Genomic DNA, 13,088 nt, shown 5'->3' with positions numbered 1-13,088 from the left:
CCTCCAGCTCGGGTCTGCGGTTGGCCCCATCTCAGATCGACACCCTCTCGAAGGACCAGGCGCAGGCGGAATTCCCCCTCATGCTTGCGAACCAATAGGACCCTGAGGGTTTCCGAAGAAGCGATCCAAGCTTCCGAAGCCCCCAGATCCGTGAAAAGGCAGGGTGCATAGTCATCCGTCATGATCTCGCGCCAGGGCGGGAGTTCGTGCGTCATCGATGGCCTATTGCTTCTCATTCCAGGTCGGCGCGGCTGGCTTCGAAGGGCGTTTATATCACCTATCTATTTCTCTGTCCGATAATAATGCTATTGAGAACGCCTCGAAACATTGCTCTATGGGGGTTCCACGGCTCCTCTTGAGAACAACGATATGACAGATCAGACTCCCGAACTGCCGACCAGCCATATCGAGCTTACGGCTGACATCGTCGCCGCCTACGTCTCCAACAACTCGGTTCCGGTAGGATCATTGGCCGACTTGCTGAGCAGCGTGCACGCCGCCATCAGCGGCCTTACCAGCGGTGGATCTAGCGCGCCGGAGGTGGACAAGATCGAGAAGGCGACGCCGGCACAGATCAAGAAGTCGATCACGCCAGACCACCTCATCAGCTTCGAGGATGGCAAGCCCTACAAGACGCTGCGCCGGCATCTAACGCTCCGCGGGCTGAGCCCTGAGGCTTACCGTGCGAAGCATGGCCTACACGCCGACTATCCCATGACCTCCGCAAGCTACTCGGCGCAGCGCTCGGAGCTTGCTCGGTCCCTTGGCCTTGGGCAGCAGCGCAAGGGTGCAGCCAACGCGAAGATAGCCGCTCCAGAAAAGGCCGTCGTTGAAGAGGCCGCTCCGGCCCCTGAGAAGCCCAAGATGGCCGGGCGGCCACGCAAGGCTGCTGTCGCTGCCTGACGAGCCTTGAAGGGCGCCGGGCGCATGCTAGGCCCTACCCGCGGTTGGACAGAGGAAAGCGGGAGAAGGTCGAACTGCATCGAGAATAGCAGCTACCCGAAAAGCTAACGGCCACGGACACCGAGCCAAGGTGCGCGTACATCCGGCGTCACCCTGTCCCGGCATCGTGGCCGTCTCCGATCAAGCGACGTGGGTCGCGATCGGCCTAGCCCTCATGTGGGGATCATATGGTTAACGATCAATGAGCATGCCTAATCCGCTACTCCGTAGCTTCGGCCTTTGCGTCGCCCTCGGCAAGGATGCTTTGTAAATCGCCTTTGAGCGCGTCGAACTGCTCGGCGGTCGCCACGATCTTGAAGTTGGTCCCGTTCTCGGCTTCCACCGCGAGCTTGATGTGGTCGCCAACCTTCGCCGCGAAAGCGGGTTTCAGGGTGTAGCTAGTGGCATTGTCATTCGCTGCCACGAGGGTCGCCTTGTTCGGCAGCAGCAAACGCCGAGAACGGCGCGAGGGGGATGCGACAGAACCTCTCGCTAGCATCCATGAGAGGGCCTGCTGTTGGTGTGCACGAGGCTACGCCCCTATTTGGGTCGCCCAGTATCCGAATTGGCTGCGGCAATGGGCCGGACAACGAATGCGATGCTCTACGTCAACGATTTGAGGGGCATCTGAACGGTCGCTGCCATGGTGCCTTCGGCTCCCTCGACATCCCGCAACCCGGCCCAGACCTTCCAATCCTCCCAAGCCTCACGCATCTTGAATGCCGCCTCGTCGGCAGAGCCAGCGTTTCCGCCTCGCCGGAACGGTGCCACACCAATATCGAGGTGCATCGCCCATGCCCACTGCTGGTCCGCCACAGGTTCGGCTTGAATACAATCGATCCTTCCGACGATCAGGGCCGCGCTGGTGACAATGTATGTCTCACGCGGCTCCTCCAGCATCAAATTGAAAGCTAGCTTTGCCATGGACTGTCACTGTGCGAGAGTTCGATCTGATCCGTGAGGCAACTCGGCGGAGGCTCGCCGGATGGTCGGGCTCGTCAATCGCCGCCTTCGCCACCCGCTTGTGCTGGATCAATACGCCGGGGCTTCACTGCCCGAGCCTTGCGTGGCTCCTTCTTCGCAGCGCGCCCAGACGGATCGAACGGCACGACGCCACCGCCGCATCCGATACAAACGGACTTCGATAGACGGTCGGTGCGGGCGTCGCGGTCCTTGTCCTTCTTTGCCTGGCTGGCCGAATTCTCCACTTGCTGTTGGTGCATGGCCTCCATCCGCTTCTCCCGATCAGCGTCTGACACGCTTGATGACGGTTGGGACGAAGCGGTGCCAGTGGGCAGCCACAAGCATCCCACGGCAAAGGCCAGGATCGCAGAGCGCTTTAGCAGGGTCGTTCCGCACGGCATGGAGTCTTCCTTCCTCGCCTACCCCTACACCTCAATTAGAAATGCACCGAATGATGCGTTGGCAGCGAGCCGCCTTTCCCCAGGTCGGCCAAGATTGCTGAGGAAAAGGCATGTGACAACGTGTCGACCGGAATCTCAAACTTCGAAAATTTGTCATTTGATTAGTTTTTTTGATCGGTGGTTCGTACGTCCTGTTGTAAAATCAGTCTTATAGAGCAAATTCACCAAGGGGAGCGTGCTACCTCAGCAGCGAAAGCCCCGAATAGCTTAACGTAGCGGAGTAGACAGGACGACTATCCATATCTGTCACAAAGACGACAATTGACATGCGATCTCCATCTGCGGGGATTTCCTCGTATCCGATCGCGGGCAGGAGCTTCTGTGCTGCCCTACGCACCTCCGCCATCGTCTCCAAAATCACCCCCGTATCATCACGCTGGGCTTTGCCGTCGATGTGGAGATCAAAGAAGTAGCGGGGCATAGGCTCTCCCTGTTCGGTTTGCTAGGCCAACCGCGCATCTCCAGCTAGAGTTTCTGTCTGGGTTCATACAGAACTGCTTAGAACAGAAAGGGACAAATTCTGAGAAGTTCCTAATCTTGCAACAATTTGACATATGTGGCTGCGACCGTATTGGGTCGTCGATATCGTTTCTAATCAGCTAGCGAATCAGGCGGCGACTCCTGAGATTAGAATGCTCCCGCCATAGAAGGAGCAAAGCCGTGTCGGGCTCAGCTCAACTCCATCTTAGCGGTTTAGGTGATCGGCAATCGGCGGTTTACCGTGCCATCGTGGTAGCCAAGAGCGGGACGGTCGTGAACGCGATGCGGCTCGCAGCCGACAATGAGGAGCGCGCCGTTCAGCAAGATAAAGCGATGGTGGGCGATGAGACCGTCGAGCTTTGGGACGGCTTGCGCTTTATCGAGAGATTTTCGCCGGTTGATTGAGGCTGGCGCTAGTCGAAGTTCGGCCTTAGATCCGGCATTTTGCGGAGGATTTCCTTCGTTTCGCTCAGAAGGTCACGGCTTCGGGCGATCTCGGCTTTCATCTCCTGCACCAGTCGAACCGAATGGCGGACGCGCTCGGGATCTGACAGAGGGATATACCTACTGCTCAGGTTAATAATTTGCGCCATTAACTTGCCATAGCAGATTAAGAGCGAGGGCATATCGTGCCGATCGCTGGATTGCTGGGGGAAAAGCTCAAGGCTGAATTGCTGCATTGGCCTTTGATCCCCTGCATTTACTTGTGTTGGGTCTACAAAGATTATCCGTGGCCCAAACAGAAACAGCAGCACCTGAGATGCCGGCGAGCCTTCAGTTTTTAAACTGACCCACTACCCCATCTCGCCTATTCTCACGCCGCCATCGGGACGTTGACCACGTCCATAAATCCAAGGGTCATGACGTGCCGGCCGGCGCCGTCGTGGACATCGACGACCCAATCCGACCAGTCGAGATTTCGCCCGCTCAACTCCATCACCTGCCATGCGGCTCGCTCAGCATGGTGCCAGAGCAAGCCAGTGTTCGGTAGTTTCACACCCATCTCGTCGATGATCACGGCGTGTCCGTCGATGCAGTGAAATCGATATGTCTGGCGCGCCATCCACAGCTCTTCACAGGCTCGAATAGGCCGCATACGGTTAAGATTGACCCGGAACCACCAGCCTGTTTGTTCTCTTTTCGTTCTAACGGAGAGGGCCATGGGCGTCTATCGAATCGACGAGTTGACGCCGGGCGGTACCGACGTTGTCCACATCCCCATCATGGGGCCGACGCTCTGCGCTGGCTTCCCGTCGCCAGCTGACGACTTCCTCGAAGGCTCGCTCGAACTGCCGCGGTGGCTCGCACCGAACCCGCCGGCTACGTTCGCCTGGAACATCTCCGGAGATTCCATGCGCGGCGCCGGCATCTTCGACCGCGATCTTGCCGTCGTGGATCGGAGCCTCAAAGCTGTGCACGATAGCGTCGTGGTCGCTGCCATCGATGGCCACATGTCGATCAAGCGTTTCCTCGTGGACGGGAACGTGGCGCGGCTCTCGTTCGAGAACCCGGACCTGCCGGCCTTCGCGGTTGAGGAGAGCGGCGAGGCCGAGATCTGGGGCGTCGTACGGTTTTCGATCCGCTGGCACATCGCCCGGGCCGGCCTGGTTCGATGAGCCGTGCCATCGCGCTGATCGACGGCAACAGCTTCTATTGCTCCTGCGAGCGGGTGTTCGACCCGAAGCTCGCCCGCGTCCCGGTGATCGTGCTGTCCAACAACGATGGCTGCGCGGTGGCCCGCACCGCCGAGGCCAAGGCGCTCGGGATCAAGATAGGCGAGCCTTGGTTCAAGATCCGCGACCTGTGCAAGCGCGAGGGCGTGCGGGCGTTCTCGTCGAACTACACGCTCTATGGCGACATGAGCGCCAGGGCGAACGCGGTCTATCGCGACTTCTCGCCGGCTGTGGAGATCTATTCCATCGATGAGAGCTTCCTCGATCTGTCGGACGTGCGCGAGGATCGGCGCGTCGAGCTCGCGCGTGACCTGCGTGCGACGGTGCGCGCCTGGACCGGCATTCCGACATGCGTGGGGATTGGGCCAACGAAGACGCTGGCGAAGCTCGCCAACCACATCGCCAAGACGATTCCGGATCTCGGCGGGGTGTGTGACCTCTCGGACGAGGACGAGCGGGCGGCTTGGCTCTGTCGCATCCACGTCGGCGAGGTCTGGGGGATCGGCCGGGCCTCGCTGGCGAAGCTAGAAGCCATGGGCGTCGATTCCATCGCCGATCTGCGCGACCTCGACCCGCGTCCGGTCCGTAAGGCGATGACGGTGGTTGGCGAGCGCATCATCCATGAGCTGCGCGGCGTGTGCTGCTTACCGCTCGAACTGATGCCGGCCCAACGGAAGGGGTGTGCCGTGACGCGCTCGTTTTCCAGCCGGATCGAGGACCGAGCCACGATGGAGCAGGCGGTGTCCGCTCACGCGACCCGATTGGGTGAGAAACTGCGCCGGGGTGGGCTCGGCACGAACCACGTCTCGGTTTTCTACCACACCTCCGAGCACGACCGCGGCGACCCGATGCGCTCGGTCTCGACGACTGTCACGTTACCGGAGGCGACGAACGACACATTGGCGCTGATCAAAGCGGCGCTCGAGGGTGTGACCCGCACTTGGCGCGAGGCACCAGGCGACCGGCCGTGGCGCTACAGTAAGGCTGGCGTCATCACCACCGACCTCAAGCTGTTGGAGGAATCCCAGCGCGCCCTGATCGGCCAGCTCGACCGTGAGCGCAGCGCTCCGTTGATGGCCGCGATGGACGAGTGCAATCGGCGCTTTAGGCGCGGTGCCGTCGTGCCGGCCCGGGCGGGCCTGGAAACGAAGCGGACCTGGTCGACGAAGTTCGAGATGCGGAGCCCGCGCTACACGACACAGATATCAGAGCTGCCAACGGCGCATGCGTGAGAAGAGGCGACAATACCGTTGATGCACACGGCATTTGGCCCATGCCCTTCCGCCTGCAGAGCACCAAGCGCTGTTCATCGGTACCACGTAATCTTGGAGCGGAGGCGCGCAAAACGCGATCAGATTTGATCGGAAGATTTCCAATCTTCACTACCGGTCAGCGGATTGACGCCAACTGCTTTTGATGCCCGTCGTCACTTGTAAAGGTTCTAGTGGGCGCGACCACGATGCGGTTACGGCCCGCCGCCTTGGCACGATAGAGTGCCTGATCTGCTTCAATGAATAGCGCCTGAAAGGGCTGATCTGGCGTGCGGGTTGCAACACATGCTGAGATGGTAACTGATACGACGGCCGAGCCAGCATGGACGAGTGTTCGAGCTATGGTTTCCCGGAATTCGTCAAGTCGCTGAAGCAGGCTTCGTTCGTAGCAACCGTCGGTGATCAGCGCGAACTCTTCGCCTCCAAGTCGCCCAATTCGTCCAATGGCGCCGAGCTCGCGCTGCATAATTTCGGCTACGACACGAAGAACTTGATCGCCAACCAAATGGCCGTGATTATCGTTCACTGATTTAAAATGATCTATATCGACGATCATAAGTGCCATCAGCGTCGAGCGCTCCTCAACATCTTCGAGAAGGGCCCGCCGATTCAGCAGCCCAGTTAACGGGTCGGTCTGGCTTGCCCTGAAAAGTGCTAAGTGCGCTTTGCCGATAGCTCTAGTGACGGGAGCGGCAACGACGATTACAACTACAACGGTGATGACCCAAGACCGAACTGCGGATGTCCAGCTCTGAAAAAATACAAGCTGCTGAACCACATCGAAGAGAAGCGCGACGCCAATGCAGAAGGCTGTCGTTCGGATCATATAAAATTGAAGATCACGCTTCGACGCAATGCGTAGCTTTTTAAGAGGGTTGCGGATAAGCGGCATGACATACATACACTTTGAAGCGGTACGGCGCTTACGCCTAAGGCGACAGGCTGAATCAATACCTCAGATTTAGCGTCAACGTTCAATTAATGTCCTCCCCGCTTGTCTGGTTTCTGGCGCCTCTCTAAAGGCGGTTCAGAAGCTCGATGACTGGCCTCACGTGGGATGGGGGTAGACTTACCGTGTCCTTCGTTCCGGTTTGAGAACGCAAACGAGTGGCGTGCCGCAATCCGTCCGGGCCATACTTCTTTGCTTCAACTATCAAATCTTGGACTTGTCCGCTCGCTCAGCAGCAAGCGTTTTCACCATCAGTTCCCGGATAACCTTAGACCGGCTCAGCCAGAGCGGGCAGGCCCAGCCACTCCAACGCCGCGTCGAACGATCTGAAAAGACGCTGCCGGATCGTCCCGGCGTCCTCAAGCGGCGACACCCGCCAACTCCACTTGCCTTCCTCTCGCGCCAGATTGCCGACGACCTCGCCAGCCTGGATTAGGTGATGCTCGTCAGGTCCAATGCGGTAGAGGCTCAGGGACATGGCTTCCTGACCGGCACCTCGATCGTCACCAGCTTGCCCGAGATCGGATCGAAAACGGTGAGCGTCATGGTGGCCTCCGGGCGTAGTCCGAAAGATGCCGGGGGAATGGTTAACGAGGGCTTAAGCGCGTTCCTGAACGACCGGCGGCCGGACGTAATGCTGAGACGCTGAGATTGGGAAGTCGATTGGTAAAGGGGCGTTCGTAACGCTACCTCAGACCTCGGACGCGCTGCCAATCACTCAGGGCACGGCTTCGGGCATCGTAAAGCGCGCGAAGTCTGGTTCCCTCTTCCCCACGGCCCTCTGGTTGGGCCGAGATTGCATTGACCATCTCGTCACCAAACCGTGCCGCTAGCTCTGTGGCCCAGGCTTCGTCAGCGGCATAGAGGCGACTAGCTGTAACCGATAAGAAAGGGACGGGCCTCGGGCGTGCTTTCGCATTCATCATGCGCGCTGGTACGGCAGGCGGATCATCTAGGTTTCAAAAGTGAATACAATATTTCAATCTATTATGGCATCGCTTGTGCCAACCAATCAAATTTGCAGGCAGCCCCGCCCAGGCCGACCCTTAGGCGGTGTGGACGGATTAGTGACGGCGGGCTTTCCGAGCGGGCGGATCGATGATTCATAGAGTGTCGGTTTTGGGGAGGCTTGCCCATGCTGACACGGATGACGGACGCGGATTGGACGATCGCCCTGGTGGTGTTCCGCGCGGTTCGCTCGCGACGGGGCGACAAGGGCCGTGACGACCGTAGGTTTCTGGAAGCGCTGCATTATTTCACGGTGCAGAGCGTGACGTGGCGGACACTGCCGGCCGAGTTCGGGAACTGGAATTCGATCTGGAAACGGTTCTGGCGACTGCGCGAGAACGGGACGATCGATGCCTTCTTCGAGGCGCTGGCCGAACTGAGCCCCACCGCCGACTTCGTGCAGATGTTCGACTCGACGGTGGTCCGGGCCCACGTCTCGGCGGCCGGTGCAAAGGGGGGCAGCAGGATCAGGCGCTCGGCCGCTCGCGGGGCGGTTTCTCGACGAAGATCCACCTCAAGACCGACTTTTCCGGCCTGCCCCTCGCCTTCGTCCTGACTGGTGGAGAGGCCGGTGACAGCCCACAGTTCGAAACGCTGCTGGATCTCGGGCCCGACGTGAGGCCCCGCGCCGCCGTCACCGACAAAGGCTACGACAGCAAGCGCAATCGCGCCGCCGCCCGCGTCCGCGGCATCGCTCCGATCATTCCCTGCAAAGCCAACGCCAAGAAGAGACCCGTCTTCTTTCCAAAAGCCCTCTACCGGACCAGGGCGCGCATCGAGCAGACCTTCGGAAAGCTCAAACGCTTCAAACGCATCGCGTTACGCTGCGAGAAGACCAGAGCGAGCTTCGCAGCGTTCGTCTCCCTCGCCCTCGCATTCATCCTCATCAAATCCGTCCACACGACCTAGGGCAGGCGTTCCAGGCGGCGAGAACAAAAAGCCCGGCGCGCCATGACAGCGGCGGGGCTTGAGAAGAAAAATTAAGAGCCGGCTGCTACTGCACTGAACGGATGGTGACCGGATACGACGAAGAGTTGAAACACGCCGCTTATGTCGCGGCACTTCAAGGCTTTAAGGCATTAGCCGAGAGCCTCGGTGTTTCGAGGGAGAGTTTCGAGGTGATCTTGCGAGAGGTTGCCGCTGAAGGGACGACCTCGACTACCGGCACGTCTGAATGGCAACTCACCGCAATTCGCCGCCTTACCGTCAAGAAAGCGGCACGACAGTTTAAGGCGCCCTAGTCAAAACCAAAAACTACCCGCGGCGTGAGCCGGGCAGGTTAATAACCGTTCTTGCAGAAATTCATCTGTACGCCCCGATCGGGCCGTAAATAGCTAAGTCCCGTCCGAGTTACACTCGTTCTGAGCTTCCTCGTCCGCGCGCTTCGCTTTACGCAATGCTGCGCGAATTTTGGCTCGTCCTTCCTTAATTGCCTGAACTCGCGCGCTTCGCTTCGCTTCAGCATCAGGTGAACGGACCGGTGGGGTTTGCTCAGTCATCGGCCTAATGCTTCCCGAAAGCAGTCGCGGCGATTGTCAAATGCCAAGGCCCCGACCGAGGTGGATCTTGTGAATTCACGGTGCTTTTCTATCAAGGAGACCGACCGCCGGAAAGGCATGTACCGAGTCCAAAGAAAATATCCCGCTCCGGCTTTCGCCGGGCAGAGTCATATTGTGCTCTCGGGACGACCGGCACACGGGGTAGCGCGTCGGGTGGACCAGTGCCGCATGAAAAGCCCCCGCGCGGCCTCAGCCGACGGGTCATGATTACTCAGAGCACTATAGCCCTAACGAGAGCCATTATTTGGGCTTGTCGCCAGGCCCCCATCCCTTCGCTTTGATGATCTGCACGATCTTCGTCTGCATCTCGGGCATCAGGCCCTGCATCCACTGTGTCGTGCCGGCCATCTGAGCCTGAACTAGCTGGGGTTGTGCTGCGGCAAGGCGGCGGCCAGCCGGAGAGGCATAGAACGTCCCCACCGCCTGCAGATCCTCTTTGCTGAGGACACCTGCGAAGCTGCGTGCCTGGATATCGAGGAGCTCGTCGTAATGGGCCGTCAACATTGGAAGTACGGCCTCTTGAACGATGACCTGAGCCCGATCAGCTTCCTTGATTCCCATCTGCTGCATCATGCCGGCCATGGGGGCGGCCATTGAGGATAGCGTAGTCGCGCGATCCCCCTGCATCTGGGTCACGACCTCACGTGCCACCTTTAGCGTCGCCGGATCTTGTGCCGCCGTTGCAGCAGGCTTGGCCGCTGGCGCTGCTGCTTGGGCAAGCGCTTCCGATGCGAGCGGAATGCACAGGGAAAGGCCTGCGATTAGGGGGCCCAAACGGCCGATACGATTCTGCAAGAGGTTTCCTCCAGTTGTGGAACTGCAGAGGTAGGGCAATCCAAACGAAAAACCCGCCGCGGCGTCAGCCGGGCGGGCAAGGTCGGTCTCCAAGGCCAGAGGCTTGAGGCCATCTAGCATTCGATGCATTGTCACATTGCGGGAACGCGATGGCGTCGCGTTTCGGCAGCCCTTTTGGGCGTTTCCTCCCTAGACTCGGGTCGCTCTTCGGGGCGGCCCTTCTTTTTGGGAGCCCCTCCCTAGCAGCATACCCCCTATGCGAAAAGTGAAATCCATTACTTAGGTATTTGGGTCGCGGGCACCATACGAAAAAACCCGCCGCAGCGTGAGCCGGGCGGGTCAGTTGTTCAGAGAAGCATGAGGGAGGACAAGCTCCCTCAGCGCCATGCACGGGGTGTGCCGGGCGTTGGCGGAGGTCGCTGGCAGGCCGCTTCTTAGCAAAGCACCGGTCGAAGTCCTTCAGCCACCCAATGTAGGTCGGGCGACAAAGCGACCAATCCCGCGACGACGCCGACCGCATTTGCCCAGGCCAGCCCGATCCGGAACCGTGTCCATTTCGGCACGCCGACGCCAATGATGTTCGGTACCGCGACCAGCATGAAGATGCCGAGCGCGATCACCTTCCGATAGTCGCCCTGAAGCTGGACAAGCGAGGCATTGAGGCTGGTGAGCTGCGCCCGATAGGTTCCGCGGTCCGCGGTGGAGGCTAGAGCCGCATCCGATCAGGTTAGGTCAAAGGCATCGTAGCCTGCGGCCATGAAGTAGTTACGGCATTCGTCCGGTGTGAAGCGCGTAAAGGCCTGTTTGAGGGTGTCGCAGAGGTCTGCGAGCGTGCGAGCAGCCTGGGCTCGTAAACAGGCCTTGAGCTTGGCAAAGGCGAGTTCGATCGGATTGAAGTCTGGGGAGTAAGCCGGCAGGTAGAGCAGGCGGGCACCGGCCGCCTCGATGCGTTCGCGGATGCCGCTGACCTTGTGGGCGGGCAGGTTGTCGAGCACGACCGTGTCACCCTGGTTCAAAGTCGGCACCAAGGTCTCCTCGACATAGCGGCGGAAGCGGACCCCGGTCATGGGTCCATCGAAGAGCGCGGTCGCCGTCAGGCCGCTGGCACGCAGGCCCGCCGTGACCGTGACGGTCTTCCAGTGTCCGAACGGCACGGCCACCCGGCAGCGTTCGCCACGCGGAGCCCATCCGTAGCGACGCGCCATTTTCGTGTTGGTCGCGGTCTCGTCCAGGAACACGAGCCTGTCCGGATCGAGGTCGAGTTGACCCTCGAACCAGGCCAAGCGCGCCGCCTTCACATCCTCCCGATCCTGCTCGGCGGCGTGGCCGGTGTTTTTTTACGCGTGATGCCGTGGCGTTTGAAGAAGCGGGACAGGCTGCTCGCCCCGACCCGCAGGCCGTGTTCGGCCAGTCGAGCGCGCAGCTCGCGCAGAAACAGTTCGGGTTTGGCCTCATAGGTCCGCCGGATCAGGCCAGCCTGGGCCTCGATGGCGTGCGAGCGCTGATCGCCGCCCATCGGCTTGGCCCATGTGCGTCCTTCCCGCATGAAGGCCTCGTGCCAGCGCACGGCGCTAGCCGGACTAACCTCGAACCGTCTGGCAGCTTCCCGGCGCGAGGCTCCTGCCTCGATCGCCATCACGACCCGTTCACGCAGATCGACTGACAGGGCTGAGGGCATCCGGCTCTCCTCCTCGGAAAGCCGCGCATCGAATCACATCTGCGCCGCCCCCGAAACCCCGGTCGATTCAAGCCGATCGGACACCGCTCTAGTGGTCAATGTCTGACGGATTGTATCCGCCCTGAACGCCCGAGATGGGTGGGGAGCAGTCTGGCTGCTTTCGGTGGCGTGCTGTCCTTAAGCAGACAACGGTCTAGGCGTCGGGTGCCAGAAAACCGGCTCAGCTGCTCTTATCGGCAAATCCAAGAATACTACGAAGCCGCCAGCATCGGAGAGGCATAGAGAGGTACTCTAGCACTTACTACGAACCTAAATATTAGCATCGCCGATATCATCGCGCTCGTGCGCCACGGTTGAGCTGATAGGCCTACATTAATAGCGGAACCAATGATCCGCTTTTGGGCACCTAAGTCCCGCGATCATTCAGCCTAGAGTAAAGAGGGCATCCGGGGAAAGCCGGATGGCCTTTCCGTTTCAGGGTACCATCTTAGCTTCGCGGCCGGACACGCCAGAGGGATAGGGCAAGTGTGACGTTCGCTACGGCGAGTACGCTGAGTAGGGCGTAGGTGGCGTTCGCGCCTGCGTGGGTCAGGACCACGGCCCCGACGGATGGTGCAAGCGCCTGCGCCACCAGCCCCGGACGGGCGAGCCGGCCGACGAGCGCGGCGTAGCGCTCGGGACCGAACAGGGCCATGGGCACCGTTCCTCGTGCAATCGAGTAGATCCCGTTGCCAGTCCCGTAGAGGACCAGCGCCAGCCCAACCAAGGGTAGGCCGGTGGTCAGCATCGCGACCCCCAGGGCTACCAGGACCATGGCCGCGGTGAGGGTCCAGAGGGGATGGTGCCGACCCTTTCCGGCCATCTCGACGATGCGGGCCCCCACCTGTGCCGGTCCGATCATTGCCCCGTATGCAACGGCCGAGGTGAGAGCCACGCCACGGGCTTGAAGAAGGGTGATGAGGTGCACCGAGACCATGGCCATCACTGTGCCCCCGAGGGTCAGCACCCCCGCCATGAGGAGGAAGGCACGACGCTCTCGTCCCTTAAGCCGGATGGCAGGGATCGCGCCTTCCAATCGCGAAACGATACGTCCGGGCGGCTTGGGGATCGCGAGCAGGATGAGGGGCAACGTGACCAAGAGGTGCAGGCCTGCATAGGCGAGACAGGTCCCCCGCCAGCCCACCTGCCCAATCAGGAACGCCGAGAGCGGCCAGCATACCGTGCTGGCAAAGCCGCCCCACAGGGTTAGCGTGGTGATGGCTGGCCTAGCCTCGGCACCGTAGAGACGCCCGAGGGTGGCGAAGGCGGG

General features: G+C 60.4%; 17 protein-coding genes and 1 pseudogene. 6 read left to right on the top strand and 12 right to left on the bottom strand.

The features are described from left to right. The first annotated feature begins 369 nt into the window (after positions 1-369). A complete protein-coding gene (locus AC0IXR_RS22735; RefSeq protein WP_461234510.1) occupies positions 370-903 on the top strand; it encodes a Ros/MucR family transcriptional regulator in 534 nt (177 codons plus the stop codon). Positions 904-1,162: 259 nt separating this feature from the next. Here the strand turns inward: AC0IXR_RS22735 and AC0IXR_RS22730 are convergent, their stop codons facing one another. From AC0IXR_RS22730 to AC0IXR_RS22715, 4 genes are all read right to left on the bottom strand, one after another. Continuing rightward, positions 1,163-1,366 carry a hypothetical protein gene (locus AC0IXR_RS22730; RefSeq protein ID WP_461222218.1) on the bottom strand — a complete coding sequence of 68 codons (204 nt, stop codon included), beginning with the start codon at positions 1,364-1,366 and terminating at the stop codon, positions 1,163-1,165. Between the two features lie 179 nt (positions 1,367-1,545). Then, positions 1,546-1,866: a hypothetical protein gene (locus AC0IXR_RS22725; protein ID WP_461234508.1), complete on the bottom strand. Its 321-nt coding sequence runs from the start codon at positions 1,864-1,866 to the stop codon at positions 1,546-1,548. Positions 1,867-1,940: 74 nt separating this feature from the next. After that, positions 1,941-2,174, bottom strand: coding sequence for a hypothetical protein (locus AC0IXR_RS22720; protein ID WP_461222220.1), 234 nt, complete (start codon positions 2,172-2,174; stop codon positions 1,941-1,943). 370 nt (positions 2,175-2,544) lie between these two features. Beyond that, positions 2,545-2,787, bottom strand: coding sequence for a DUF6894 family protein (locus tag AC0IXR_RS22715; protein WP_056434697.1), 243 nt, complete (start codon positions 2,785-2,787; stop codon positions 2,545-2,547). Between the two features lie 239 nt (positions 2,788-3,026). Here AC0IXR_RS22715 and AC0IXR_RS22710 point away from each other — a divergent pair, with 239 nt between their 5' ends. After that, on the top strand, positions 3,027-3,251 hold the full coding sequence (locus AC0IXR_RS22710) for a hypothetical protein (RefSeq protein ID WP_461222221.1): 225 nt from the start codon (positions 3,027-3,029) through the stop codon (positions 3,249-3,251). 8 nt (positions 3,252-3,259) lie between these two features. On the opposite strand, the gene AC0IXR_RS22705 is transcribed toward AC0IXR_RS22710, so the two are convergent. After that, a complete protein-coding gene (locus AC0IXR_RS22705; RefSeq protein WP_461222222.1) occupies positions 3,260-3,526 on the bottom strand; it encodes a hypothetical protein in 267 nt (88 codons plus the stop codon). A 134-nt stretch (positions 3,527-3,660) separates the two neighbouring features. Then, the gene (locus tag AC0IXR_RS22700; RefSeq protein WP_461234507.1) at positions 3,661-4,008 is read right to left on the bottom strand and encodes a DUF6894 family protein; all 348 of its coding nucleotides are present in this window, start codon (positions 4,006-4,008) and stop codon (positions 3,661-3,663) included. On the opposite strand from AC0IXR_RS22700, the gene AC0IXR_RS22695 reads away from it, so the two are divergent. Both AC0IXR_RS22695 and AC0IXR_RS22690 read left to right on the top strand, forming a co-directional pair. Further along, entirely contained in the window at positions 4,007-4,462 is a 456-nt protein-coding gene (locus tag AC0IXR_RS22695; RefSeq protein ID WP_461234506.1) for a LexA family protein, read from the top strand. The two genes, AC0IXR_RS22700 and AC0IXR_RS22695, sit on opposite strands and share 2 nt — an antisense overlap. After that, positions 4,459-5,751, top strand: a complete 1,293-nt coding sequence (locus AC0IXR_RS22690; RefSeq protein WP_471762266.1) for a Y-family DNA polymerase — start codon at positions 4,459-4,461, stop codon at positions 5,749-5,751. Before AC0IXR_RS22695 ends, AC0IXR_RS22690 begins: the two co-directional genes overlap by 4 nt. Positions 5,752-5,908: 157 nt before the next feature. Here AC0IXR_RS22690 and AC0IXR_RS22685 read toward each other — a convergent pair whose 3' ends face one another. After that, on the bottom strand, positions 5,909-6,682 hold the full coding sequence (locus AC0IXR_RS22685; protein ID WP_471762264.1) for a GGDEF domain-containing protein: 774 nt from the start codon (positions 6,680-6,682) through the stop codon (positions 5,909-5,911). A 325-nt stretch (positions 6,683-7,007) separates the two neighbouring features. Then, entirely contained in the window at positions 7,008-7,217 is a 210-nt protein-coding gene (locus AC0IXR_RS22680) for a hypothetical protein (RefSeq protein WP_461228473.1), read from the bottom strand. 657 nt (positions 7,218-7,874) lie between these two features. Here AC0IXR_RS22680 and AC0IXR_RS22675 point away from each other — a divergent pair. Next, a pseudogene (locus AC0IXR_RS22675) lies at positions 7,875-8,093 on the top strand (transposase); the annotation flags it as partial. Then, the gene (locus AC0IXR_RS22670) at positions 8,015-8,656 is read left to right on the top strand and encodes an IS5 family transposase (RefSeq protein WP_461227896.1); all 642 of its coding nucleotides are present in this window, start codon (positions 8,015-8,017) and stop codon (positions 8,654-8,656) included. The pseudogene AC0IXR_RS22675 and the gene AC0IXR_RS22670, both read left to right, overlap by 79 nt. 890 nt (positions 8,657-9,546) lie before the next feature. On the opposite strand, the gene AC0IXR_RS22665 is transcribed toward AC0IXR_RS22670, so the two are convergent. The 4 genes from AC0IXR_RS22665 to AC0IXR_RS22650 all read right to left on the bottom strand — a co-directional run. Further along, positions 9,547-10,101: a DUF2059 domain-containing protein gene (locus tag AC0IXR_RS22665; protein ID WP_244478073.1), complete on the bottom strand. Its 555-nt coding sequence runs from the start codon at positions 10,099-10,101 to the stop codon at positions 9,547-9,549. A 434-nt stretch (positions 10,102-10,535) separates the two neighbouring features. Further along, complete coding sequence (locus tag AC0IXR_RS22660) at positions 10,536-10,721, bottom strand: hypothetical protein (protein WP_056434677.1); 186 nt, start codon at positions 10,719-10,721, stop codon at positions 10,536-10,538. Between the two features lie 102 nt (positions 10,722-10,823). Then, positions 10,824-11,779 (bottom strand): IS630 family transposase gene (locus AC0IXR_RS22655; RefSeq protein WP_471762262.1). Its coding sequence is split into 2 segments (ribosomal slippage): positions 10,824-11,440 and positions 11,440-11,779, totalling 957 coding nucleotides; the frame shifts between segments, so codons are not numbered across the junction. A gap of 487 nt (positions 11,780-12,266) precedes the next feature. Beyond that, positions 12,267-13,088, bottom strand: an 822-nt coding sequence (locus AC0IXR_RS22650) for an MFS transporter (protein WP_471762260.1), incomplete at its 5' end; no start/stop codon positions are given.

Source organism: Methylobacterium sp. AC832 (assembly GCF_979256025.1).
Note: the sequence above shows the minus strand (reverse complement) of the source record. Positions and strands in the feature narration are given on the sequence as shown.

What these genes read in the sequence shown, in the direction of transcription:
- AC0IXR_RS22735 (WP_461234510.1), top strand. Translation starts at nt 370, where the DNA reads ATGACAGATCAGACTCCCGAACTGCCGACCAGCCATATCGAGCTTACG.
- AC0IXR_RS22725 (WP_461234508.1), bottom strand. Translation starts at nt 1,866, where the DNA reads ATGGCAAAGCTAGCTTTCAATTTGATGCTGGAGGAGCCGCGTGAGACA.
- AC0IXR_RS22720 (WP_461222220.1), bottom strand. Translation starts at nt 2,174, where the DNA reads ATGGAGGCCATGCACCAACAGCAAGTGGAGAATTCGGCCAGCCAGGCA.
- AC0IXR_RS22715 (WP_056434697.1), bottom strand. Translation starts at nt 2,787, where the DNA reads ATGCCCCGCTACTTCTTTGATCTCCACATCGACGGCAAAGCCCAGCGT.
- AC0IXR_RS22705 (WP_461222222.1), bottom strand. Translation starts at nt 3,526, where the DNA reads ATGCAGCAATTCAGCCTTGAGCTTTTCCCCCAGCAATCCAGCGATCGG.
- AC0IXR_RS22695 (WP_461234506.1), top strand. Translation starts at nt 4,007, where the DNA reads ATGGGCGTCTATCGAATCGACGAGTTGACGCCGGGCGGTACCGACGTT.
- AC0IXR_RS22700 (WP_461234507.1), bottom strand. Translation starts at nt 4,008, where the DNA reads ATGGCCCTCTCCGTTAGAACGAAAAGAGAACAAACAGGCTGGTGGTTC.
- AC0IXR_RS22690 (WP_471762266.1), top strand. Translation starts at nt 4,459, where the DNA reads ATGAGCCGTGCCATCGCGCTGATCGACGGCAACAGCTTCTATTGCTCC.
- AC0IXR_RS22685 (WP_471762264.1), bottom strand. Translation starts at nt 6,682, where the DNA reads ATGCCGCTTATCCGCAACCCTCTTAAAAAGCTACGCATTGCGTCGAAG.
- AC0IXR_RS22680 (WP_461228473.1), bottom strand. Translation starts at nt 7,217, where the DNA reads ATGTCCCTGAGCCTCTACCGCATTGGACCTGACGAGCATCACCTAATC.